The organism is Actinopolyspora biskrensis, from assembly GCF_013408175.1.
GTDB classification, from domain to species: domain Bacteria; phylum Actinomycetota; class Actinomycetes; order Mycobacteriales; family Pseudonocardiaceae; genus Actinopolyspora; species Actinopolyspora biskrensis.
The window spans coordinates 65,804-86,951 of record NZ_JACBYW010000003.1; the positions used below are offsets into that span (position 1 = coordinate 65,804).

16 protein-coding genes are annotated in these 21,148 nt (G+C 70.3%); 10 read left to right on the forward strand and 6 right to left on the reverse strand.

Features of this window, described 5'->3' with window-relative positions; genetic code table 11:
- Positions 1-136: 136 nt before the first annotated feature.
- Entirely contained in the window at positions 137-1,834 is a 1,698-nt protein-coding gene (locus tag FHR84_RS08675; protein ID WP_179534987.1) for a hypothetical protein, read from the reverse strand.
- Between the two features lie 774 nt (positions 1,835-2,608).
- Here FHR84_RS08675 and FHR84_RS08680 point away from each other — a divergent pair.
- Complete coding sequence (locus FHR84_RS08680; protein WP_179535384.1) at positions 2,609-3,340, forward strand: peptidoglycan DD-metalloendopeptidase family protein; 732 nt, start codon at positions 2,609-2,611, stop codon at positions 3,338-3,340.
- 461 nt (positions 3,341-3,801) lie between these two features.
- Here the strand turns inward: FHR84_RS08680 and FHR84_RS08685 are convergent, their stop codons facing one another.
- Positions 3,802-4,290, reverse strand: a complete 489-nt coding sequence (locus FHR84_RS08685) for a GbsR/MarR family transcriptional regulator (RefSeq protein WP_179534988.1) — start codon at positions 4,288-4,290, stop codon at positions 3,802-3,804.
- Between the two features lie 597 nt (positions 4,291-4,887).
- Here FHR84_RS08685 and FHR84_RS08690 point away from each other — a divergent pair.
- Both FHR84_RS08690 and FHR84_RS08695 read left to right on the forward strand, forming a co-directional pair.
- Positions 4,888-5,814: an ABC transporter ATP-binding protein gene (locus FHR84_RS08690; protein ID WP_179534989.1), complete on the forward strand. Its 927-nt coding sequence runs from the start codon at positions 4,888-4,890 to the stop codon at positions 5,812-5,814.
- Positions 5,811-7,406 carry an ABC transporter permease gene (locus tag FHR84_RS08695; protein WP_179534990.1) on the forward strand — a complete coding sequence of 532 codons (1,596 nt, stop codon included), beginning with the start codon at positions 5,811-5,813 and terminating at the stop codon, positions 7,404-7,406. Before FHR84_RS08690 ends, FHR84_RS08695 begins: the two co-directional genes overlap by 4 nt.
- Before the next feature lie 125 nt (positions 7,407-7,531).
- Here FHR84_RS08695 and FHR84_RS08700 read toward each other — a convergent pair whose 3' ends face one another.
- Together FHR84_RS08700 and FHR84_RS08705 are read right to left on the reverse strand one after the other, a co-directional pair.
- The gene (locus tag FHR84_RS08700) at positions 7,532-7,780 is read right to left on the reverse strand and encodes a hypothetical protein (protein WP_179534991.1); all 249 of its coding nucleotides are present in this window, start codon (positions 7,778-7,780) and stop codon (positions 7,532-7,534) included.
- A gap of 196 nt (positions 7,781-7,976) precedes the next feature.
- A complete protein-coding gene (locus FHR84_RS08705; protein ID WP_218862589.1) occupies positions 7,977-10,445 on the reverse strand; it encodes a UvrD-helicase domain-containing protein in 2,469 nt (822 codons plus the stop codon).
- Between the two features lie 369 nt (positions 10,446-10,814).
- Here FHR84_RS08705 and FHR84_RS23215 point away from each other — a divergent pair, with 369 nt between their 5' ends.
- Positions 10,815-11,123: a chorismate mutase gene (locus tag FHR84_RS23215; protein WP_343075206.1), complete on the forward strand. Its 309-nt coding sequence runs from the start codon at positions 10,815-10,817 to the stop codon at positions 11,121-11,123.
- 206 nt (positions 11,124-11,329) lie between these two features.
- On the opposite strand, the gene FHR84_RS08715 is transcribed toward FHR84_RS23215, so the two are convergent.
- A complete protein-coding gene (locus tag FHR84_RS08715) occupies positions 11,330-12,121 on the reverse strand; it encodes a 3-hydroxybutyrate dehydrogenase (RefSeq protein ID WP_179534992.1) in 792 nt (263 codons plus the stop codon).
- Between the two features lie 301 nt (positions 12,122-12,422).
- On the opposite strand from FHR84_RS08715, the gene FHR84_RS08720 reads away from it, so the two are divergent.
- From FHR84_RS08720 to FHR84_RS08740, 5 genes are all read left to right on the forward strand, one after another.
- Positions 12,423-12,740, forward strand: coding sequence for a hypothetical protein (locus FHR84_RS08720; protein ID WP_179534993.1), 318 nt, complete (start codon positions 12,423-12,425; stop codon positions 12,738-12,740).
- 744 nt (positions 12,741-13,484) lie between these two features.
- Complete coding sequence (locus tag FHR84_RS08725; RefSeq protein WP_179534994.1) at positions 13,485-14,486, forward strand: hypothetical protein; 1,002 nt, start codon at positions 13,485-13,487, stop codon at positions 14,484-14,486.
- 73 nt (positions 14,487-14,559) lie between these two features.
- Positions 14,560-15,273 carry a hypothetical protein gene (locus FHR84_RS08730; protein ID WP_179534995.1) on the forward strand — a complete coding sequence of 238 codons (714 nt, stop codon included), beginning with the start codon at positions 14,560-14,562 and terminating at the stop codon, positions 15,271-15,273.
- A 499-nt stretch (positions 15,274-15,772) separates the two neighbouring features.
- A complete protein-coding gene (locus FHR84_RS08735) occupies positions 15,773-17,248 on the forward strand; it encodes a protein kinase domain-containing protein (protein ID WP_179534996.1) in 1,476 nt (491 codons plus the stop codon).
- 131 nt (positions 17,249-17,379) lie between these two features.
- Positions 17,380-19,017 carry a protein kinase domain-containing protein gene (locus tag FHR84_RS08740; protein WP_179534997.1) on the forward strand — a complete coding sequence of 546 codons (1,638 nt, stop codon included), beginning with the start codon at positions 17,380-17,382 and terminating at the stop codon, positions 19,015-19,017.
- Between the two features lie 63 nt (positions 19,018-19,080).
- On the opposite strand, the gene FHR84_RS08745 is transcribed toward FHR84_RS08740, so the two are convergent.
- On the reverse strand, positions 19,081-19,953 hold the full coding sequence (locus FHR84_RS08745) for a LysR family transcriptional regulator (RefSeq protein ID WP_179535387.1): 873 nt from the start codon (positions 19,951-19,953) through the stop codon (positions 19,081-19,083).
- A gap of 90 nt (positions 19,954-20,043) precedes the next feature.
- On the opposite strand from FHR84_RS08745, the gene FHR84_RS08750 reads away from it, so the two are divergent.
- Positions 20,044-21,057, forward strand: a complete 1,014-nt coding sequence (locus FHR84_RS08750; RefSeq protein WP_179534998.1) for a DMT family transporter — start codon at positions 20,044-20,046, stop codon at positions 21,055-21,057.
- Positions 21,058-21,148: the final 91 nt, after the last annotated feature.

The following is a 21,148-nucleotide window of genomic DNA, read 5'->3' on the forward strand; positions in this document are numbered from 1 at the left end:
ACTCCGGTAACCATATCCACCTGCGAGAACGACAGAAGCAGCGCATGCGGTGAACTCGCTCACCCCGAGGCGGGCGCGAGCAGGCAATTCCCGCCGTGCGGTGCTGCGGGAGCCGCGCGGAGCGGTCAAGCTCACATCAAGAACGGGAGCGCGCCGCCGGAATCGCCGTCCCGACGGCCAGCACGGCACCGGCCAGCGCGCACCACAGTCCCGCTCCGGGAGCGGAGTCCGGCACCCCGGAGGCGGTCAACGGGGCCTGCAGCGCACGCATCGACAGCACCAGCGCACATCCCGCCAGCAACCCGGCGGCGCGCTCACCCCGCGCCAGGGGGACCAGCACCAGTGCCGCCGGCACCGCCAGCACGGCGCAGAGCAGCCCCCACGAGGCGATGCCGAACTCGGTGAGGATGCCGAGCGGGACGTAGTCCGGCGCGGTCAGCACCGGGAGCGTGAAGGCCGCGACCGTGAGCAGCCCGAGCAGCACCGTGGGCACGATCAGCGAACGGTCGGCGGTCGTTTCGCTGAGATCCACCTCGTCGCGTTCGGCCCCGCCTGCCAGTCCGGCGCAGCAGGCGGCCGCCCCGGACAGCAGGATCGCGGCGACCGTCAGCCAGGTGCCGAAGCCGAGAAGTTCGGCACCGGTGGCACGAGCCACGTGCAGCACGATGTCCAGACTCGCGGCGCCCGCGAGCACGACGATCACCCATGCCACGGCCAGCGCCGGACGCGCCGCTCTTCCCCGGCGGAAGAGCAGGGCAGCACCGAGCAGCGCGAACACGCAGCCCGCGACCAGGAGCTGGCGCAGGTTCGCGTACTCGGCCAGCCCGACCTCCCCGTCGGCGGTGCGCAGTTGCGGGGACAGCGCGGCGACGACCGCCAGCGCTCCTCCGAGCATCGCCAGGATCCCGGCGGCCGCGGACAGCCTGTCGTGACCGGGCAGCTCGATTTCCGCGGAGGCGGGCGCGCTGTCGACCACTCGTCCCGCGGGAAGGGCCAGCACCGCGAAGCCGGACACCGCCACCAGTTCGAGGATCGTCCCCCAGCCGATCGACAGTTCCGCGTGGAACAGCACGGCTCCGAGCGCCGGGACGGTCGTCCCAGCGAGGGCGGCCGCCAAACCGAGCAGTCCTCCTCGCGCGGTGTCCGCGTCCACCGAACTCACGGCGACACCGGCGACGAGGGGAACGGTGATCGCGAGCAGCAGGTCCCCCGCGAACACCGGCACGGAGGCGTCCGGCCCTCCCCCGGTGAGCACGAAGGGGTCGGTGGAGACGAAGCGGGCGAGCAACGCGCCGATCGCGCCCAGGACCGCGGTGCACAGCACTCCGGCCAGCAGCCCCTGCCTCCTGCCCACGGGACTGCGCTCGCCCGTGCCCGCCGGGGCGGACCGGGCGGTCCAGGCGAGGACCCCCGCTCCTCCGAGCATCACGTGTCCGGCCGACAGCAGCCAGGCACCGCTCGACGGGGCCAGCGGGCGGAGGCTCTCGCGCAGGAACAACGCAGGATCGGTGACCACGCCGGGATCGACCAGCAGCTGAGCGTCGTCCAGCAGCGCGCTCGGTGCGAGCGCCCCCGCGGCGAGCAGCACGGCACGTGCCGCCGCGGGACGGTTCGCGCCGAGGAAGAACGCGGACAGCGCGGGAGGAAGCAGGCCGAGCAGCAACAGCACCGGCCAGGAGGGATAGGCGGCGGGAACCGGCGGCGAGACCACGCCGAGCAGCGGAGCCGCACCGATGCACAGGGCCGCCACGGCGGCGATCCCGGAGGCCGTCCGGAGAAGTGGCCACGAGCGGTTTCCCGGACCGGCGAGGGAACTGTCCAAAGTAGTCTTCATGTCCGATTTTCCGGGACGACCGGATCCGACCGCGGCACCGGGCTCGGCTCCGGGTTCTTGACCGGAACGGGCATTCACGGCACCGACGCTAACAACCTCGAAGGGCACGGGCGGGCACGCCCCGACGCCGCGCGGAGGGCACCTGCTCCGAATTCATCTCTTCGAGCTAAGGGCTTTCAGCAACCCGCACGAACGTGAGACACACAGTGCACCAGTTGGACACTGAACGTGTTCATCGCTACCAAGCGATTACCCGAAACCACCAACGGCCACACCGGGGCGTGACAACATCGTGTTGTGACTTGAGGCACTTTTCGCGGTCGTCGCTCAACCTCGGCCTGCCCGGGACGATCACAGCCGACATACTAATTGGACAGTTTTGCCATCGCGGGAAAACGCAGGGAAGACCACGTTCGAACCGCGGGCGAGCACAACGGAAAAGCCGTTCCCTCACGTCCGGCGAAGCGGTGTTCGCTCCGCGTGACGAACAGAGCGGACCCGATCGGGATTTGCCCCTAGGGGACTCCCTTGGTTAATGTCCCGACGTCCGTTGTCACAGTCAGATCACGAACAGGGACAAGTACCGGTTACCCCGACCGGACCGGGTCTCCCCAACCCGGCCCTGTGGTCCGGCTCCCCGAGACGGAAGGTCAAGCATTGACTCGACACCGCTCCCCCGGCGGTCAACAAAACGCCCCGGTACAGCAGCACGATTCGGACGAGGAGTCCACAGCGGACCGAAACCGCAAGCACCGGCCCCCGACACCTTCCTCGGTGCTGCGCGGACGAATCGTCGTCGCGGCCGTCGCGGCCGGCGCCTTCGCGGCCGCCGGACAGGCGATGGCCGCCGAACAGGACCAGTCCGATTCCCAGCAGGACGACTCCACTCCACTGGCTTCCAGCCAGGAAGCCGCCGCCTCGCTGGGAACCGCCACCGAGGAGAACACCGGGACCAAGGGTTCGGACGGCGCGAGCGCGGGCGTCGGTGGTGCCGCACCTTCCCCCGAGGTGCTGCCCGTAGCACGCACCGCCAACACCGACGACGAAGTCCGCAAGATAGCCAAGAGCCAGCGCGTCGAGCGCGCCCGTGAAGCGGCCATCCGCGAGGCACGGCAACCCGACTACGTCGCTCCGGCGGAGGGCACATTCACCTCCGGCTTCGGCGGACGCTGGGGAACCACCCACTACGGCATCGACATCGCCAACAGCAAAGGCACCAAGATCTCCTCCGTCGCCGAGGGAACGGTGCTCGAAGCGGGCCCCGCGAGCGGCTTCGGCCTCTGGGTACGGGTGCAGCACACGGACGGCACCATCACCGTCTACGGCCACGTGCACAGCGTCACCGTGCAAGAGGGCGAGAAGGTGGAAGCGGGCGACCAGATCGCCACCATGGGCAATCGCGGTTTCTCCACGGGAACGCACCTGCACTTCGAGGTGTGGAACCAGGGCGGGAAGAAGATCAACCCGCTTCCCTGGCTCAACGCCCGCGGCGTCAACGTCACCTGAATTTAAGAACGGCGGCTCTTCTTTGAGGCTCGGCGGCTCGGTTTGCGCGGCTCGGTTTGCGTGGCGGTGCGGGTGGCGGAACCTCGGTCGGCGCCCGGCTGCGGGAGCGCGCCCATCGAGTAGCCACACCTACGCCACGGGCGCGCTGTCCTCGCCGGGCACTCGACCGAGAACCCCCGGCGGTGCGAGTTGCCGGGCGGATCCTCCGGCGCCGAAGGATCCGCCCGAGCCCCGGGCACGGACCTCGCGAACAGGAACTCCCAGCGCAAGGCTTCTGTCCAACGCGGGCGCTTTGAGCCTATGCAGCCCGGCCGACCGCGGGTTCTCCCGTGGTGCTCTCGCGAGGACGGCCCCGACGTCGTGTAGGTCGCTACCCGATGTCGGGGCACCCGCAGCGAGAGCCCGCGAGAGGTTCCGCCAAGCGACCACCCAAGCAACCGGCACCGCCGACTCTGTTTCTCCTACCCCTCCTGGGCGCGCCACTTGTCCATCAACTTGGGCAGTTCGGCACGCAGGAACTCGAAGAAACGCCGCGTCTCGTCCAGCCTGCTTCCGGCTGCCGTCTCCGCCCCGAGCGCGGAAACGCCCTCCCGCAGAGTGCTCTCCCAGCTCAGGAACTGCTCGTCGCGTTGCGCGAACGCCTCGTACCACATGTCGTCGCGGACACGGTACCGATCACGCCGGCTGCCGGGCTCGCGTTCCCGCACGACCAGGCCCACCTGGATCAGGTAGCGCACGGCCCCGGAAACCGCAGCGGCGCTGACCTGCAGGGAGTCGGCGAGTTCGGCCGCCGTGCAGGCCCCCTCGTCCGTCACGAGCAGGCGAACGAACACCCGTGCGGCCATGCGGGGGAACCCCGCCTCGCTGAAGTCCAGGGCGAAGCGCTCGACGAAGCGAGCCACCGCCTGCTCGTCACGCCCCTGCGCGGGGTTCGGCGCTGTCTCGGACATCCGGACCTCCCGCAGTGCTCGCTCGCCTCCCCGGCAGCTGGTTTACACATTTGCCAAAGTTCACAGCTTTGTGAAAACAGTATAACTTAACAGCGGGCGACCGCGGAGGACCATCCGGACGAGGCCGGGCGAACGCGGAACACGGGACGCCGACCACCTGTATTCATACTATTCACGAATTTGTGAAACTTATGTACCATCTGAACCGTGATACCTGAGGTCGCCGCAGCCATTCGGGTGGGACACCCCGGAACCGGGCTCTACTCATCCCGCGCGGGAGCACGCACGGCGGACCCCGATCCGCCCGCCGAGCCCGCCGGCGCGACACCGACGTCAACGGCCCGGGGCGCGCAGAGCGGACCGGATTCGGCACTCGCCCCGAGGGCCGGAAGAACGCGCCGGTGACGACAGCGCGGTGACAACGCCGCGGCCACGGCCGCGCCACCCTCGTCCGACAACGTCGGAGCACCCCTCCCACATCAGGTCGGCACCCACACGGAAACCGGGATCGCCGGACGAAACGGACACGTCGAACGGCCCTCGGAACGAAGTGCCGACACGCGAACGATCCCCGAACGGGTACCCAGAGGAATCGACATGAATTCCGAAACCCCAGCCATCTCCGTCTCCGGCCTGACCAAGAACTTCGGAGCGACCAGAGCGCTCGGCGGACTCGAGCTCGAGGTGCGCCCCGGGGAGGTCCACGGCTTCCTCGGCCCCAACGGAGCGGGCAAGACGACCACGATCAGGATCCTGCTCGGCCTGCTCCGAGCCGACTCGGGAGAAGCGGGCCTGCTCGGCGGCGACCCCTGGAACGACGCCACCGAACTGCACCGCCGAATCGCCTACGTCCCCGGCGACGTGACCCTCTGGCCGAACCTTTCCGGCGGCGAGGTCATGGACCTGCTCGGGCGACTGCGCGGCGGAATCGACTCCCGGCGCAGAGCCGAGCTGCTCGAACGGTTCGACCTCGACCCGCGCAAGAAGGCACGCACCTACTCGAAGGGCAACAGGCAGAAAGTCGGGCTGGTGGCCGCGCTGGCCTCCGAGTGCGAACTGCTGATACTGGACGAGCCGACCTCGGGGCTGGACCCGCTGATGGAGGAGACCTTCCGCGAGTGCGTCCGCGAGCAGCGCCGAGAGGGCCGCACGGTCCTGCTGTCCAGCCACATCCTCTCCGAGGTCGAGGCGCTCTGCGACAGGGTGACGATCGTCCGCTCGGGCAGCACGGTGGAGTCCGGGACCCTCTCCGAACTGCGGCACCTCACCCGCACCTCGGTCACCGCCGAACTCTCCGCTCCCCCCGACGGTCTGGAAGACCTCCCCGGGGTGCACGAGCTCGACGTCGACGGGACCCGGATCCGCTGCGAAGTGGACACTCCCGCGCTGGACGGGCTGCTGCGCCGGCTCACCCGGGTCGGCGTGCACAACCTGACCAGCCAGCCGCCCACCCTCGAGGAACTGTTCCTGCGGCACTACGAACAGGAGTCCGGAACCACGACGCAGCAGGAGGTGCCCCGATGAACGGGATGGCCGGAACGGGCGAACTCGTCAGGCTGATCCTGCGCAGGGACCGGATACGCATCCCCGTCTGGATGGCCGGGGTGGCGGTCTTCCTGCTCGGCAGCGTGGCAGGCTTTCCCGCCGCGTACGGGACGGCGGCCGAACGGCAGGCCAGGGCGGCGCTGATGGACAACCCGGCCACCGTGGTGCTCACCGGCCCCGGATTCGGGCGGGAGGACTACACCTACGGCGCGATGACCGCCAACGAGATGGGCGGGATGACGGCCGTGCTCATCGCGCTGATGAGCATCCTGCTCGTGATGCGGCACAGCAGGCACGAGGAGGAGAGCGGAAGGACCGAACTGCTGCGCTCGGCCGTCGTCGGCCGCTACGCTCCGCCCGCCGCGGCACTGATCACCGTGCTGGGGGTGAACCTCGTGCTCGGGCTGGTGCTCGGCTTCGGCCTGCCCGCCACACTGCCCGAGTTGAGCCTGTCCGGATCGCTGCTGTTCGCGGCAGGGCTAACCTCGGTCGGATTCGTCTTCACCGCCGTGGCCGCCGTGGCCGCCCAGATAATGGAGCACGGCCGGGCCGCGAGCGGCCTCGCCGGAGCCCTGCTGGCCGTGACCTTCGCCCTGCGCGGCGCGGGAGACCTCGGGGACGGAACGCTGTCCTGGCTGTCCCCCATCGGCTGGGCGCAGCGCACCCGGGCCTACGTCGACGGGATCTGGTGGCCACTGGTCCCGGCGCTGCTGCTGACGCTCGTGCTGGTGGTCCTGGCCTTCACGCTCCGCGGTCGCAGGGACGAGGGGGCCGGGCTCGTCCGGGGCGGTCTCGGCAGAGCATCGGCATCCGGCCGGCTGTCCGGCCCGTTCGCGCTGGCGCTGCGGCTGCAACGGGGAGCGCTGACGGGGTGGACGGTCGGGTTCGTCCTGTTCGGCGCGTTCGTGGGGACCATCGCCGAGCAGGCGGCCAGGTTCGTGGAGAGCAACGAGACCGCGCAACGCTTCTTCGCGCAGAACGGGCAGGCGGACTCGGCCGAGACCATGATCGCCACCTACATCTCGTTGATGGCCATGGTCGCCGGCGGTTTCGCCCTGCAGTCGGCCGGTCTGTCCCGCGCCGAGGAGTCGGCGGGGCGGCTGGAGCCCCTGCTCGGGGGCACACCGCTGTCCCGAACCCGGTGGGCGGTGGCGAACCTGGCCGCCACGGTCTCCGGCAGCGTGCTGGTGCTGGGCGGAGGCGGCCTGGGCGCGGGCCTCGTCTACGCGGCGACCAGCGGGGACGCGAGCAACGTGCTCCGGGTGCTCGCCGCGGCCCTGGTGCACCTGCCCGCGGTGTGGGTGCTGGCCGGGATCGCCACGCTCCTGTTCGGGCTGGTGCCCGCCGCGAGCGGTCTCGGCTGGCTCGTGCTGGCCTGGGGCGTGTTCGTGGGGATGTTCGGCCCCCTGCTGCGGCTACCCGACTGGCTCGCCGACGTATCGCCCTTCGCGCACACCCCGATGCTGCCCACCGGGGATCCGGAAGCCACGCCGCTGATCGCGCTGACCGCGGCCGCGGTGGTTCTGATGGCGGCCGGGGTCACCGCGTTCCGGCGACGCGACACGGCTTGACCGGCGGCCGGAGCGGCCGGTGCCGGAACGACTCCGCGCACCGGCCGCTCCGGTGCGCGGCTGCGGGTAACCGCCGGAAGGCGCTCGATTCCGGGACGCCGGACGGGTGACAGGCGCGGGAGGAGTCAGCAGCCTCCCCCACCGCCGCCTCCTCCGCCGGGGCCGCCTCCTCCGACGGCTCCGCCGCCTCCGGCAAAGTGGGCGTGGCCCCCGTTCCGGAACGAAGAGCGGTAGCGCGCGTAACCGCCCCGGATCGGAGTCCACTGGTCACCGCGCTCCGGGGTGTTCGCCCGGAACGCGGTGACCAGCCTGACGACCAGGAACAGCGCCAGGAGCAGCACGGGGGCACCGACCACGGCCAAGGCCTGTGACACGACAACTCACCTCGCTACGGCGACACGTGTTCGAAAGCACGAAGCATACGCGCGCAGCCACCGGTTCGAGGCGATTCAGCGGATTCGTGACCCGGTTGCCGCAGCCCGTCCACCCGCCCGAAGAACGTTTCGCGCGAAACGTTCCCCCGGCACGAATCCGGAGTGACGGTTTCGCGCGAAACGTCCCGAGTTCCGATCAGAGCTTGACCAGGGGAACACTGCCGATCAGCATCAGCCGCACGGTCCCCGAGTTCCCGAAGTCGATGGTCGCGGTAGCGCGTACACCTTCGCCCTCGGTGGACAGCACCGTGCCCAACCCGTACTTGTCGTGGTTGACCCTGTCCCCTTCGGACAGCTTGAGCGGTACCGCGTTCTTCCAGTCGGAGCTCGTGGAAGCACGCTCCGCACCGCCGCCGGACCTCTTGCCGTCCGAACCGTTCTTCGGTGACCAGCTGCCACGCTCACGCGGTGCCGAACGCTCGTGTTCGACCCTGCGCCACTCCACGAGGTGCTCCGGAATCTCGGTGACGAACCGGGAGGCCGGATTGGTCATCGGCTGTCCCCACGCGGAGCGCATCAGAGCACGGGACAGGTACAACCGCCTCTTGGCGCGGGTGATCCCCACGTAGGCGAGCCGCCGCTCCTCGGAAAGCTCCGCGGCATCGCCCAACGCCCTGGTGTGCGGGAAGACTCCGTCCTCCCACCCCACGGCGAACACGACGGGGAACTCGAGCCCCTTCGCCGTGTGCAGCGTCATCAACGTGACCAGGCCGTCCCCGTTCTCCGGGAGCGCGTCCGCGTCGGCGACCAGCGAGACCCGCTCCAGGAAGGCCCCGAGGGAGTCGTCGGGCAGTCCCTGGTCCGCGTCCTCCTCGGGGACCGCTTCACCGGCACCGGAGTCCCCGGAGGCATCGGCCGCGGTCTCCCGGGCGGCAGCCCGCGTCTCGCCGAACTCCCGCGCCACGGCGATCAGCTCGTCCAGGTTCTCCACCCTGCTCGCGTCCTGCGGGTCCTCGCTGCTCTCCAGCTCGGCCCGGTATCCGGTGCGGGCGAACAGGGTTTGCAGCAGGTCGGCGACCTCGGTCGTGGGCACGAGCTCGCGCAGCTCGTCCAGCAGATCCACGAAACCGGCCACCGCACGCGCCGCACGCGAGTTCAGCCGCGTGATCTCGCCGCGTGCTCCGTGCCGCAGAGCCGTCGCGAAGGAGATCCGCTCCTGGTCGGCGTATTCGGAAAGCACCGTCTCCGCGCGCTGGCCGATGCCCCGCTTGGGGACGTTGAGTATCCGGCGCAGGCTCACCGTGTCCTCCGGGTTGTCCAACACCCGCAGGTAGGCCAGCGCGTCGCGGATCTCGCGGCGCTCGTAGAAGCGCACCCCGCCGATCACCCTGTAGGGCAGGCCGAGGCGGATGAACACCTCCTCGAACACGCGCGACTGGTTGTTGGTGCGGTAGAACACCGCTATGTCGTTGAAGGTGGCCTCGCCCGAGTCGACCAGCCGGTCGATCTCGGCGGCCACGAAGGCCGCTTCGTCGTGCTCGTTGTCGGCCACGTAACCGACCAGGGGCTCTCCCTCGCCGGCCTCGCTCCACAGCCGCTTCTCCCTGCGGCCCGTGTTCGACCTGATCACCGAGTTCGCCGCGGACAGGATCGTCTGCGTGGAGCGGTAGTTCTGCTCGAGCACGATGGTGTGCGCCTGCGGATAATCGCGCTCGAACTCCTCGATGTTGCGGATCGTCGCGCCGCGGAAGGCGTAGATCGACTGGTCGGCGTCGCCGACGACGCACAGCTCCCCCGGGGGCGTGCCCTCCGCGCTCGTTTCCGTGCCGACCAGTTCGCGGACCAGGGCGTACTGTGCGTGGTTGGTGTCCTGGTACTCGTCGACGAGGATGTGGCGGAAGCGGCGCCGGTAGTGCTCCGCGACGGCCGGGTGGTTCCGCAGCAGCGTGACGGTGCGCATGATCAGGTCGTCGAAGTCGAGCGCGTTGGACTCTCCCAGCCGCCGCTGGTAGGCGGCGTAGACCTCGGCGACCTTGCGCTCCAGGTCGTTCCCTGCCCGCTCCGCGGCCGTCTCCGGATCGACGAGCTCGTTCTTCAGGTTGGATATCTGCCCCGCCAGGGTGCGCACCGGGTAGCGCTTGGAGTCCAGTTCGAGGTCCCGGCTCACCAGGGTGACCAGCCGGCGCGAATCGTCCGCGTCGTAGATCGAGAAATTGCTGGAGAGTCCGAGCACGCCCGCTTCGCGGCGCAGGACGCGCACGCACATCGAGTGGAAGGTGGACACCCACATCGCGTTGGCGCGGCGCCCCACCAGCTCGGCCACTCGTTCCTTCATCTCGACGGCGGCCTTGTTGGTGAACGTGATCGCCATTATCTGCCCCGGATGCGCACCACGCGCGTCCAGCAGGTGGGCGATCCGGTGGGTGAGCACCTTGGTCTTGCCCGATCCCGCTCCGGCCACGACCAACAGCGGCGATCCGCTGTGCAGCACCGCCTCCCGCTGCTGCGGGTTCATCTCGTCGAGCAACCGCTCTCCCGTTCGTTCCTCCCGCGCGCTTGGCGCGCTGCCGTGCCCCCCGGCGGGGGCCTCCCCCGTTCTTGCCGGTGAGGTGGTTCCCTCGGAGTGGCTCGGGCCTTCGGCGGGGACGTCGAACAGGGTGCTCATCGGTAGTTCAGAGTACCGCCCGCCCCGACGGGCGCCGACGACAACCGCACCGGAACCCCTCCTGCCGAGACCCCCGCGCACAACGAGGTGCCGCGACGCGTTGTTCCGCCGCCACCCTGTCCCCCGTCCGGGCGGGCGCGGCCGCACGGGGAGTCCCCCGAAAGTCGGAGCACCGTCGCCTTGGCCGAGGAACGACTTCGTGTGGCACACTGGTCGTGTGCTTACGCGGCTTTACCAGTTTTTCTACGGGCGCAGGACTCCGGCGCCCGTAGCTGTGTGAGCTCCATATCTACGACGCCCCGGAGTCCTCGGACCCGGGGCCTTCGCGTATCCGGGTCGAGGTCCAGGGCCGACGAGCCGGAGGACGAAGTGAACACGCCTGTGGACAGCGATCAGAGCAACGCCGAAGCACCCGAATCCGAGTGGCCCGCCGACGGGAGTTCCGGCGAGGACCTTCGGGAGGAGATCGACCACCTCGACGAGGAGATCCTGCGGCTGGTCAAACGCCGCGCCGAGGTCTCCCACCGCATAGGTGCCGAGCGGATGGCGGCCGGAGGCCCCCGCATCGTCTACAACCGCGAGATGGACGTGCTCGCGCGCTACCGCGAACTCGGTCCCGAGGGGCGTGAGCTGGCCATGCTCCTGCTCCGGCTCGGTCGCGGCAGGCTCGGCCACTGAACTCGCGAACGGGGAATCAAGCGGTGAAGCCGCTTGCCTCCACCCGCGCAGCCGGCAGCGCCGCGGGGTCTCGGACGAGTGCCCGGCGAGGACGGCCCCGATGTTGTGTATGACCGCTACCCGATGTCGGGCATCCCGCGGCCGGGCGCCGCTCCGGGGTTCCTCCCCCGCACCGCCACGCGAGCCGAGCCGAAAGCTTCGACACCTCAGTGTGCCGCCCAGCCACCGTCCATCGGAAACGAGGAGCCGGTCACGGAAACGGCCGAGTCACCACACAGCCAGACGGCCAACTCGGCGACCTCCTCCGGCTCGACCAGCCGTTTGACCGGGGTCCTGGCCAGGAGCACGTCCTCGACCACCTGTTCGCGCGGCACCCGGTGCCGCACCGCGTGCTCGCTCACCTGGTGTTCGACGAGTGGCGTACGGACATATCCCGGACAGATGCAGTTCGACGTGACCCCGTGCTCGGCCCCCTCCACCGCGACGGTCTTCGACAGCCCCTCGAGTCCGTGCTTGGCCGTGACGTACGCGCTCTTCAGCGGAGAGGCCCGCAGCCCGTGGACGGACGATATGTTGACGATGCGGCCCCACCCCCTGCGGTACATGCCGGGCAGAGCCGCCCGGATGATCCGGAACGGTGCCTGGACCATGACGTCCAGCAACAGCGAGAACATCTCCGGCGGGTACTGGTGCACGGGCGCCACGTGCTGGAGACCGGCGTTGTTGACCACTATGTCGACGTCCTCACCCAACCCGGCGACGGTCTCGGGGTCGGACAGGTCCACGACGGTGTGCCGAGCACCGATCCCGGAGGCGACCGTCTCCACCGATTCGGCCGCGCGATCGGCGAGCAGCACATCGGCGCCCGCCGCCGCCAGTCTTCTGGACACGGCCGCGCCGATCCCGCTTCCCGCCCCGGTAACGAGCGCCCGCTTGCCCGTCAGTTCTCCCGCGGATCCTGCTTGTGGCCGGAACGCGGCAGCCGAGCTGTCACCCATATCAGCAAACTAGTGGTGATTTCGGTTCTGTCCAACAGCCGCACAGGGGTTTTCACTGCGGCATCCGATGGTCGTCCCACCGGCCCCCGAGCGGTCCACGCCGTCCCCGGGAGCTCTTCCGGTCGAGTCACCGGTCGACCCTGGGGTCTCCAGCGGCGGCGGCAACGCCGGAACATCCACCCGAGCGGCTCGTCCCGGCGCGGGAGGTTCGACTCAACGAGCACTCGCGAAACCCGGACGGAACGCCTCGCTCGGGAAATCCGTTGTACCCAACGCCCGCGGCAGCGGGCAGACTGAAGTCATGGGCACGATTGTCGATGTGGTCGCTTTTCTGGTCACTCTCCTGGCCGTGTTGGCCGCCGCGGGGCACGCGGGGTACCTCGCCCTGCTGTCCAGCACGGCCCGGAAACGTCCCGGTGGGCAGACCGCAGTGAACTTCACCAAGAAACGCGCTCCCGTCGCGGGGGTGACCCTGGGAGTCGGACTGCTGGCACTGCTGATCTCCAGCGGCGGCGTCACGGCCGACGTCTTCGCGATTCTGCTCGGCGGCGGAGCGGGCATCGGCTCGATGGCGGCGTTGCGCAGCACGCAGGCGGACTTCAACGCGGGGCGTTATTAAGAGGGTTCTCGGCTCGGTTCGCGTGGTGGAGCGGATGGCGGAGCCTCCCGCGGTCTCGTGAGCGAGTGCCCCGGCAGCGGGTAGCGGGCCGCGCGACGTCGCGGCCGTCCTCGCCGGGCGCTCGTCCGAGAACCCGCGGCGGTGCCTGCTGCGCAGGTGGAGGCAAGCGGCTTCGCCGCTCGACCGACGCCCGCCCCGACCGAGCGAACGGTCACCCGAACCGCTCCGGCAGCAAGAGGCCCGCAGCGGAGTCGCGTGCGGGGCCGCGCCCCGCACCGACACCGTGGTGGCACGGGACGTGGACACGATCGGGTCGTCCACTCCACGCGGTCCCGTGCCGCCCCGCACGGTGCCCCGGTGCCGCCGCACGGGCGAGGACTACCTTTCGTGGGACCACCGGTGACCTTTGCGCGAACACCCACCGGTAACCGCCCCTGTCGGAGGAACGCTCTTCCCGCGAGCAGAGCACACGACCGAGCGGTAATCACCGATCGTGTCCGATCCGGCCCGTTGCGTAACGGATCACGGATCCCCCTAGCCTGTCTCCATGACCGCCACGCAAGATCATCCTCCCGCCGTGCCCGAGCGAACGCTCGTGGTCGCAGCCCACTCCGGCCGCACCGGCTCCGGAAGCGCGGGAACCGCCGCTGAACGCCGCCGCGGCTCCCCGAACCGACTGCCCGGCCCTCTCCTCCGGACGGCGAGCACGGCCTGAACGCGAGACGGGACGGAAAGTCGGTTGCGATGGACGGCACCAAACCGAACGGCTGGTCGGGAGAGCTCGACGACTCCCCCGAAGGTCCCCCCGGTCCACAGCGGGGCGCCCCGGAACGGCGGTGCGTCCGCCTCGCGGAGTGTCGCGCGGGAAGGGCGGGAGCACCGTCCGCCGGGGGACCCGACTCCGCTTCCGCGGAGGAGGACGACGTGCTGCAGAAGTTCGACCTCGGCATGGTCCCCGCCTCGGTGACCCCACCGCGCACCTGGCGACGAGCCGGGTGGTTCGCCGTGCTGTCCTCAGCCGCCACCCTCGGTGGGATCGTGCTCGCCACGGCCGCCCTCGCCCCGAAGGAACCGCCCCACCACACGGCCGAGGTACCGCACATGCCGCGCGGCCACGACTACCCCCGGCCCGCCGCGCTGAGCGATCCGAGCGCCCTGGGGAGATGCGTCCCAGGCCCCCCGCGACGAACACGGGGGAGTTCCGAGCCCTCCCCCGCGGAAACGACCACGTCACCGGAGAGCACGAACCTCCGGGCCCTCTCCCCCCGGAGCGGGGACCCGAACTCCCCTCCGGGGGAGGGTTCCGCGCCGCACTCAGCGGAAAGCGGGTCCCGGGCGCCGGAGCCACGACCGGAGCGGCAGGTGCCGACGAGCACGGGGAGCGCCAGCTCGCTCCCCACGACCTCGGAGTCCGTCACCGCACTGGCGGAACAGCAGTACGCCGGGACGACGAGCTGGTCACGGATGCGCGAACTCACCGAACGGTACTTCTCCGACATCGCGGCGGGGGAACTTCGCAACGCCCACGGCATGACGGGGGGACGACTGCGCCGCGCGGACTTCGCGGAATTCGCCGCTCCCTACGCGGACGCGGACCGGATCGAGGTCGTGGCGACCACCGCGGCCGTGGACAGCACGGTGACCGAACTGCGTCTCGAACGGAGCGGAGGAACCCGGACGCTCCACCGGAGGTTGAGGTTCGACGAGGAGCGGCACCGGGTGGTCGCCGACGTCCCCGCGAGTTAGGCCCCGCGAACCCGAGAACGGACCCGAGACGGGCCCTGACCGGCGACCCCATGACCGACGAGAGGACGAGGACATGCCGGGACCACCGGAGCCGGAAGCCGCGCAGCCCCCCGAGCGGCCTCACGAGGACGGGGCGGGCGGCCGGCCGGTGTCCGATGCGCGGTTCCCACGCTCGACGCGGGCAACGGCCGGGGCGCTGGCCGCGTTTCTCGCGCTGGGAGCCACCGGGGTCACCGGCACCGTGCTCTCCGACTCGCTCTCGCGCCCGCCGGGGCGGACCGCCCGGGTCGACGAGACGGCCCGGAGCGGGGTGGCCGGGTCCGCCGCTCTCCGGATCGACGTGTTGTTCGAGCGGGCGGGGTGGTCCCCACCACGCCTTCCGGCCGAGACGCCACGGCTGCCCGAGCTCTGGACGCGGACGGGGACCGAGGACTCCCCGGCGAATCCGTCGGCCGGAAGCATGCGGGGGGCCACCGGGGTGGTGCGTGATTTCTACCGGCTGCTGGGCACCGATCCCGCACGGGCGCTGAGCCTGGTCTCGACGAGTCTCACGGACCGCCAGCGCACCCGGATAGCACACGGCTGGCGTGCGCTGAGCTCGGTCAGGCCGCACGAGATCGTCCCGACCAGGAACGGAGAAGTACTGGCCACTGTCGCGGCACGCGACGACGCGGGAACCAGCATCGCGCTGCGGTACTCGTTCTCGGTCACCCGCGGCGACGACCCGCGGATCTCCCGGGTGAGACTGCGGGCGGCTCGACTGCAGCGCACCGATGAGCAGGGCTGACCCGTCGAGCGAGGTCTCCGTCCCGCTGGTGTTTTCCGCTCTCCCCGCCGTGGGAGGCCGCTGAGCCGACCCCTCGCGGGCGGCGACCGCTTCACGCGCTTCCACCCCGGCGCACGCGGCTTTCACGCACGAACACGGGACGGCTACCGCCAGAACACGTTCCGGCCGGTATTCTCACAACGATGCGGCAACGACCGCCACATCTCCGGTGCCTGCCGGTCCGGGACGAGTGGGTGGGATCCGCCGTCGACACGAGCGCAGCGATACCAGCCGTGCTCCACCGAATTCGAGAACTTCGGGCCGCGACCGGTTCCCCGTGGACTAAGCTGCCGCATCACGGGCGGTCGACTTCGGTAGCCGACCGGGCCCGCACAGTGAACGTGTACATGTCGGAGGGCCGCGCACGGCCCGCGAGAAATCCACCGATCCCGACGAACCACCGAACCGGCACCGCCGGCTAGGCAGGGAGTGGGACCGAGAGCAGTACGGGGAGACGTCGGTGAGCGACGAAGGTCGCCTGGTCGCCGGACGCTACCGGGTGCAGCGGCGCATCGGCAGCGGCGCGATGGGTGTTGTGTGGGAGTGTGTCGACGAACGCCTGCAGCGCACGGTCGCGGTCAAGCAACTGGTGATGCAACCCGGCCTGGAAGCGGCCGAGGCGGAAGAAGCACGGCAACGGGCGATGCGCGAGGGGCGCATAGCGGCGAGGCTCCAGCACCCGCACGCGGTGTCCGTCTACGACGTGGCCGAGGAGGAGGGGCAGCCCGTCCTCGTGATGGAGTACCTGCCCTCCACCAGCCTGGCCGCGATGATGTCCGAAAGCGGTCCGCTGCCGCCACGTGAGGTCGCCCGCATAGGCGCCCAGGTGGCGGACGCCCTCGGTGCCGCGCACGCGGTCGGGGTGGTCCACAGGGACATAAAACCGGGGAACGTCCTCCTCGGCGAGGACGGCACGGTCAAGATCACGGACTTCGGCATCTCGCGGGCGCAGGGGGACATCTCGGTCACCCAGACCGGGATGCTGGCGGGCACGCCCGCTTACCTGTCCCCCGACGTCGCGTGCGGCAAGGAACCCAGCGGGGCTTCCGACGTGTTCTCCCTCGGGGCCACGCTCTACGCCGCCGTCGAGGGGCACCCGCCGTTCGGGCAGAGCGAGAACACCCTCGCGCTGCTGCACGCCGTGGCCGCGGGCAAGGTCGAGCCCCCGCAGCAGGCGGGCCCGATGACCGACCCGCTCATGGCCATGCTGCAGGCCAACAACGAGGACCGCCCGGACATGGCCCAGGTCAGGCAGATGCTGCAGACCGTGTCCGAGGGGCAGGCGGTGACCTCGGTGCCGAGCAGACCCGTTCCCATCCCGCCCGCGATGTCCCCGGGCACGGCAGCGGCCACCGAAGCCGTGCCCGCGAACAACGACGGCGGGACCATGGTCGCCGGTTCCTCCCAGGAGGACGACCTCTACAGCGGCGGCGACACCCGCGCGACCAACGCCTACCTCGGCTCGGACACCCGGGCGGACGCCGCGGTGAACAAGCGGCGCGGCAAGGGACCGCTGGTGGCCGTGGGCGTGCTGCTCGTCGCGGCCGTCGCGGCGGGGGTCCTGGTCGTGACCTCTTTGCTCGGCGACAACAGCGAGGGCGACCGGGTCACTCCCGCGGGTGAGGGGACCAGCAGCGAGCTCGCCCCCACGTCCACGACCACCTCGGAGCCGACCACCTCGCAGCAGCAGTGGGGCGACTACACCGAGGACGAGGACTACTACGAGACCACCCGGACGCAGGAGACCACGGAGGAAGAGGAGACCAGCACGACCACTTCGGTGCCGGAAACCTCCGAGTCGGACACCCCGACCGCCACCAGCGAGTCGGACGACACGGACACGACGACGACCACCACGGAGACGGATACGAGCACCACCGACGCCGCCGACGAGGGGACCGATTCCCTGAACGACGCAGGCTCCGGCACCGAGTGAGCCGGTTCGCCAACCGCCTTGCGAGGGCTCGTCGTTCACGCAGTACGGTTGGAGCCGTCGTGTGACGCTGGCTCGTCCGCGGGCCCGCCCAGTCCATCCAGTCACCGACACCGCCAGTACCGGGGAGAGCTGTGAGCGACGAAGGTCGTCTGATCGCGGGACGCTACCGGCTGCACAAGAGCATCGGCAGCGGTGCGATGGGGGTGGTTTGGCGCGCGGTCGACGAGCGCCTGCAGCGCACCGTCGCGGTCAAGCAGTTGTTGCTGCAGCAGGGGCACACCGAGGCCGAAACCAGGGAAGCACGCGAGCGCTCGATGCGCGAGGGGCGCATCGCGGCCCGGCTGCAGCACCAGAACGCCATCGCCGTTTTCGACGTGGCCGAGGAGGACGGGCAACCCGTCCTCGTGATGGAGTACCTCCCCTCCACCAGTCTGGCCTCGCGGATCTCCGACGGCGGGCTGCTGCCCCCGATCGAGGCCGCGGGCATCGGAGCACAGGTCGCCGGGGCGCTGGCGGCCGCGCACCTGGCCGGGATCGTGCACCGGGACCTGAAGCCGGGAAACATTCTGATCGGTGAGGACGGAACGTCCAAGATCACCGACTTCGGCATCTCGCGCGCCGTGGGGGACGTGGCCGTGACCAAGAGCGGGATCCTCGCCGGAACCCCGGCCTACCTCTCGCCCGAGGTGGCGCTGGGCAGGGATCCCGCTCCAGCCTCGGACGTGTTCTCCCTCGGTTCCACGCTCTACGCCGCCATCGAGGGGCATCCGCCGTTCGGCGTGGACGACAACGCCATCAGCCTGCTCCACCGGGTTTCCCGCGGTCAGGTGGAGTACCCGCGCCACGCGGGACCGATGGCCCCCGCGCTGATGGAACTGCTGCGTGCCGACCCGGTGGAACGTCCCACCATGGCGCAGGCCAGGGACTTACTGCAGGCCGTGCACGACGGCAGACCCCTCCCCGGTGTCCAAGGCGGACCGCACCCCTCCGCACCACCCCACCCGGGCGTGAACCCCGCACCACCGCCTTCACCGGGGATGATGGGCCCCTCCGCTCCGCCAGGACCTTCGCAACAACCCCCCGCGGCGGCTCGACAGCAGCAGGCCACCGCAGCCGCCCCCGCCGCTTCTCCCGCCGTGGCGAGTCCACCCACACGGGTGGGAGCCCCGACCCGCGGCGGAGCTGATTCCCCCCGGGTCAAGCGCGCGCTCATCGGATGGGCCATAGCCGTGCTGCTGGCTGCCGTGGTCGGGATACTGGTCGCCAACGCCGTCTCCTCGGATGGCGGGGGCGGTTCGCAGGCGGTTTCCGCCGGAACGCGGAGCACTTCCGTGAACGGCTCCGACTCGGCGGACGCAGCCGAATCCGCCACGAACGCGAGGACCACCACCGCCGAGGCCACGAACTCCACCGGGTCCGAGACCACCGGCAGTTCGCCGACCTCCTCGACCTCGAAGTCCGTTTCGGACGACGACCTGGTCCGAACCGTCCGGAACTACTTCGCGAAGGTGACCGAGGACACCGACGCGGCGTGGAAGATGCTCGGCCCGGAGCTCAAGTCGGTGGGCAAGGACACCTACGAGGACTTCTGGGACTCCATCGAGGACGTGCGCGTCGTGAGCGGGCCACGGGTGGCCGATGAGAACAAGGTACGGGCCGTACTGCGTTACGAGCGGGACGACGGCGGGACCAGCACCGAGAAACACGTCCTCGGGATGATCGTCAGAGACGGAACGCCGCTGATCAACACCGACAGCGGGGCCAGCTGAGGGTCTCCGGCGGCCGGGCCGCTCGAGCGGGGAAGATCCGCGACCGCACCCGCGGGCAAGTGCTCAACCGGCCGCCTCGGAAAGCGCGTCCAGCAGAATCCGCGTGCTGGACAGCCGCGCCACCGACTCCCGCACCGCGACGTGGATCCGCCGAACCGGCTCCGGTTTGCGCAGCGAGCGCACCGCGACGTTCGGGTGGATCGGGTCCAGTCCGAGTCGCGGGATCAGCGACACCCCCAGCCCGGCGGCGACGAACCCCTGCGCGGACTGCGGACTGTCCGGTTCCAGCGTGACGTTGGGCGTGATCCCCGCGGCGGCGAAAGCGTCCTGGAGCGATTCGGCGCAGGGCCCCTCCGTGAGCGACTCCTGCACCCACGACTCCTCGGCGAGCCTGCCGAGGTCGACGGGGTCCTCCGCGCACAGCGGATGCCCTTCCGGAAGCACGAGCCGATAGGGATCGTCGACCAGGTGCGTCACGCGAACCCCGTTGAGCGAGGGAACCTCCCGGCCGACCACGAACACGCCCACATCGACGGCTCCCTCGACGAGCTGTTCCAGCAAGCCGTCCTCACGCATCCCCAGGTCGAGCCGCACGTCGGGGCAACGCGCGCGGAATCCGGCCACGGCAGGAGGTATCAGGGCGACACTCGCGCTCTGGAAGAAGCGGACCCGGAGCACCCCGGTACGTCCCGCCCGCCGTTCCGCCAGCTCCGCCTCGGTCTCCGTCAGGATCTCGGACAGCTTTCCCGCTCGCTCGGCGAGCATGGTGCCCGCCTCCGTGGGACGAAGCCCGCGCCCGGCCTTCTCGAACAACGGCAGGCCCGCCTCGCGCTCCAGAACGCCGAGCTGCTGGCTGATGGCCGACGGCGTGTAGCCGAGGTTGTCCGCCGCCGCGCTCACCGAACCGCTGTTGACCACCGCGCGCAGCACCTGCATTCGCCGGACATCCAACACATCCCGGACTTTACAGCAGAACTGAAAGATCAGTGAAGCAAAATCCACTTGTCCTAATCGGTAGAGGCCAGCATGGTGGTTCGCGGGCGGTGCCGCCCGGGAACCGCGATCGTGGAGGAGATCTTGAACAACCGCGCCAACTACGTGCGGCTGATCGTTCTCGCCCTGCTGTGGGGAGCGAGCTTTCTGTTCATCAAGGTGGGGCTGCAGGCGCTGTCCCCGACCCAGGTGGCGTTCGCGCGGATAGCTCTCGGCGCAGGGGTGCTGACAGCGCTGTGCGTGCTCAGCGGTGGGCGCCTGATCGGGTTCGGCTCGGCCGAAGCACGCGGCCTGTGGCGGACCATCGCCGTGGCCGCCGTGTTCGGCAACGTAGCGCCCTGGATCCTGTTCGGGATCGGTGAACGCACAGTGGACTCGGGGCTCACCGGCGTGCTCAACGCGACCACGCCACTGTGGACCGTCCTTTTCGGCTTGCTCTACGGAACGGAGCGCTCGCTGCCCGGAGCCCGGCTGCTCGGGCTGCTGGCCGGGTTCTCCGGGGTCGTGGTGATCCTGGCACCGTGGCAGGGTGCCGATGGCCTGCTCGGCTGGGGCGTGCTCGCCTGCCTCGCGGCGGCCGCCAGCTACGGCGTCAGTTTCGTCTACATAGGTCGGAGCCTGAGCGGTCCCGGTCTGTCCGGGCGCCCGCTGTCCCCGCTCACGGTGGCCACCATGCAGATGACGGCCGCCACCGGGATCGCGCTGTTCACGCTGCCGGTGGGTGGGCTGGCGCCGATCGAGCCCGCCCCGCTGCCGCTGCTGGCGGTGGCGGCGCTCGGGGTGTTCGGCACCGGTCTCGCCTTCGCGCTGCACATCCGGATCATCTCCGACGAGGGGGCCACCACCGCCTCCACCGTGACCTACCTGATGCCCGCCGTCTCGGTGGTGCTCGGTTGGCTGGTCCTCGACGAGAGCTTCGGTCCCCGCGTGCTCGCCGGTATGGTCGTCGTACTGCTCGGGGTGGCGCTGAGCAGGACCAATGTCCGCGGCTCACGCGGGAGGACCCGCGCGGCCGACACCGAGCCGAGCGAACCCGCCCGCAGCTGACCCGGTGAGCGTCATCGGTACCCGCCTCCCCTGCCCCCACACGCGAAACGTTCTCTCTGGAACGGCTCCAGTGACAGGCGCTCCCAGCAGA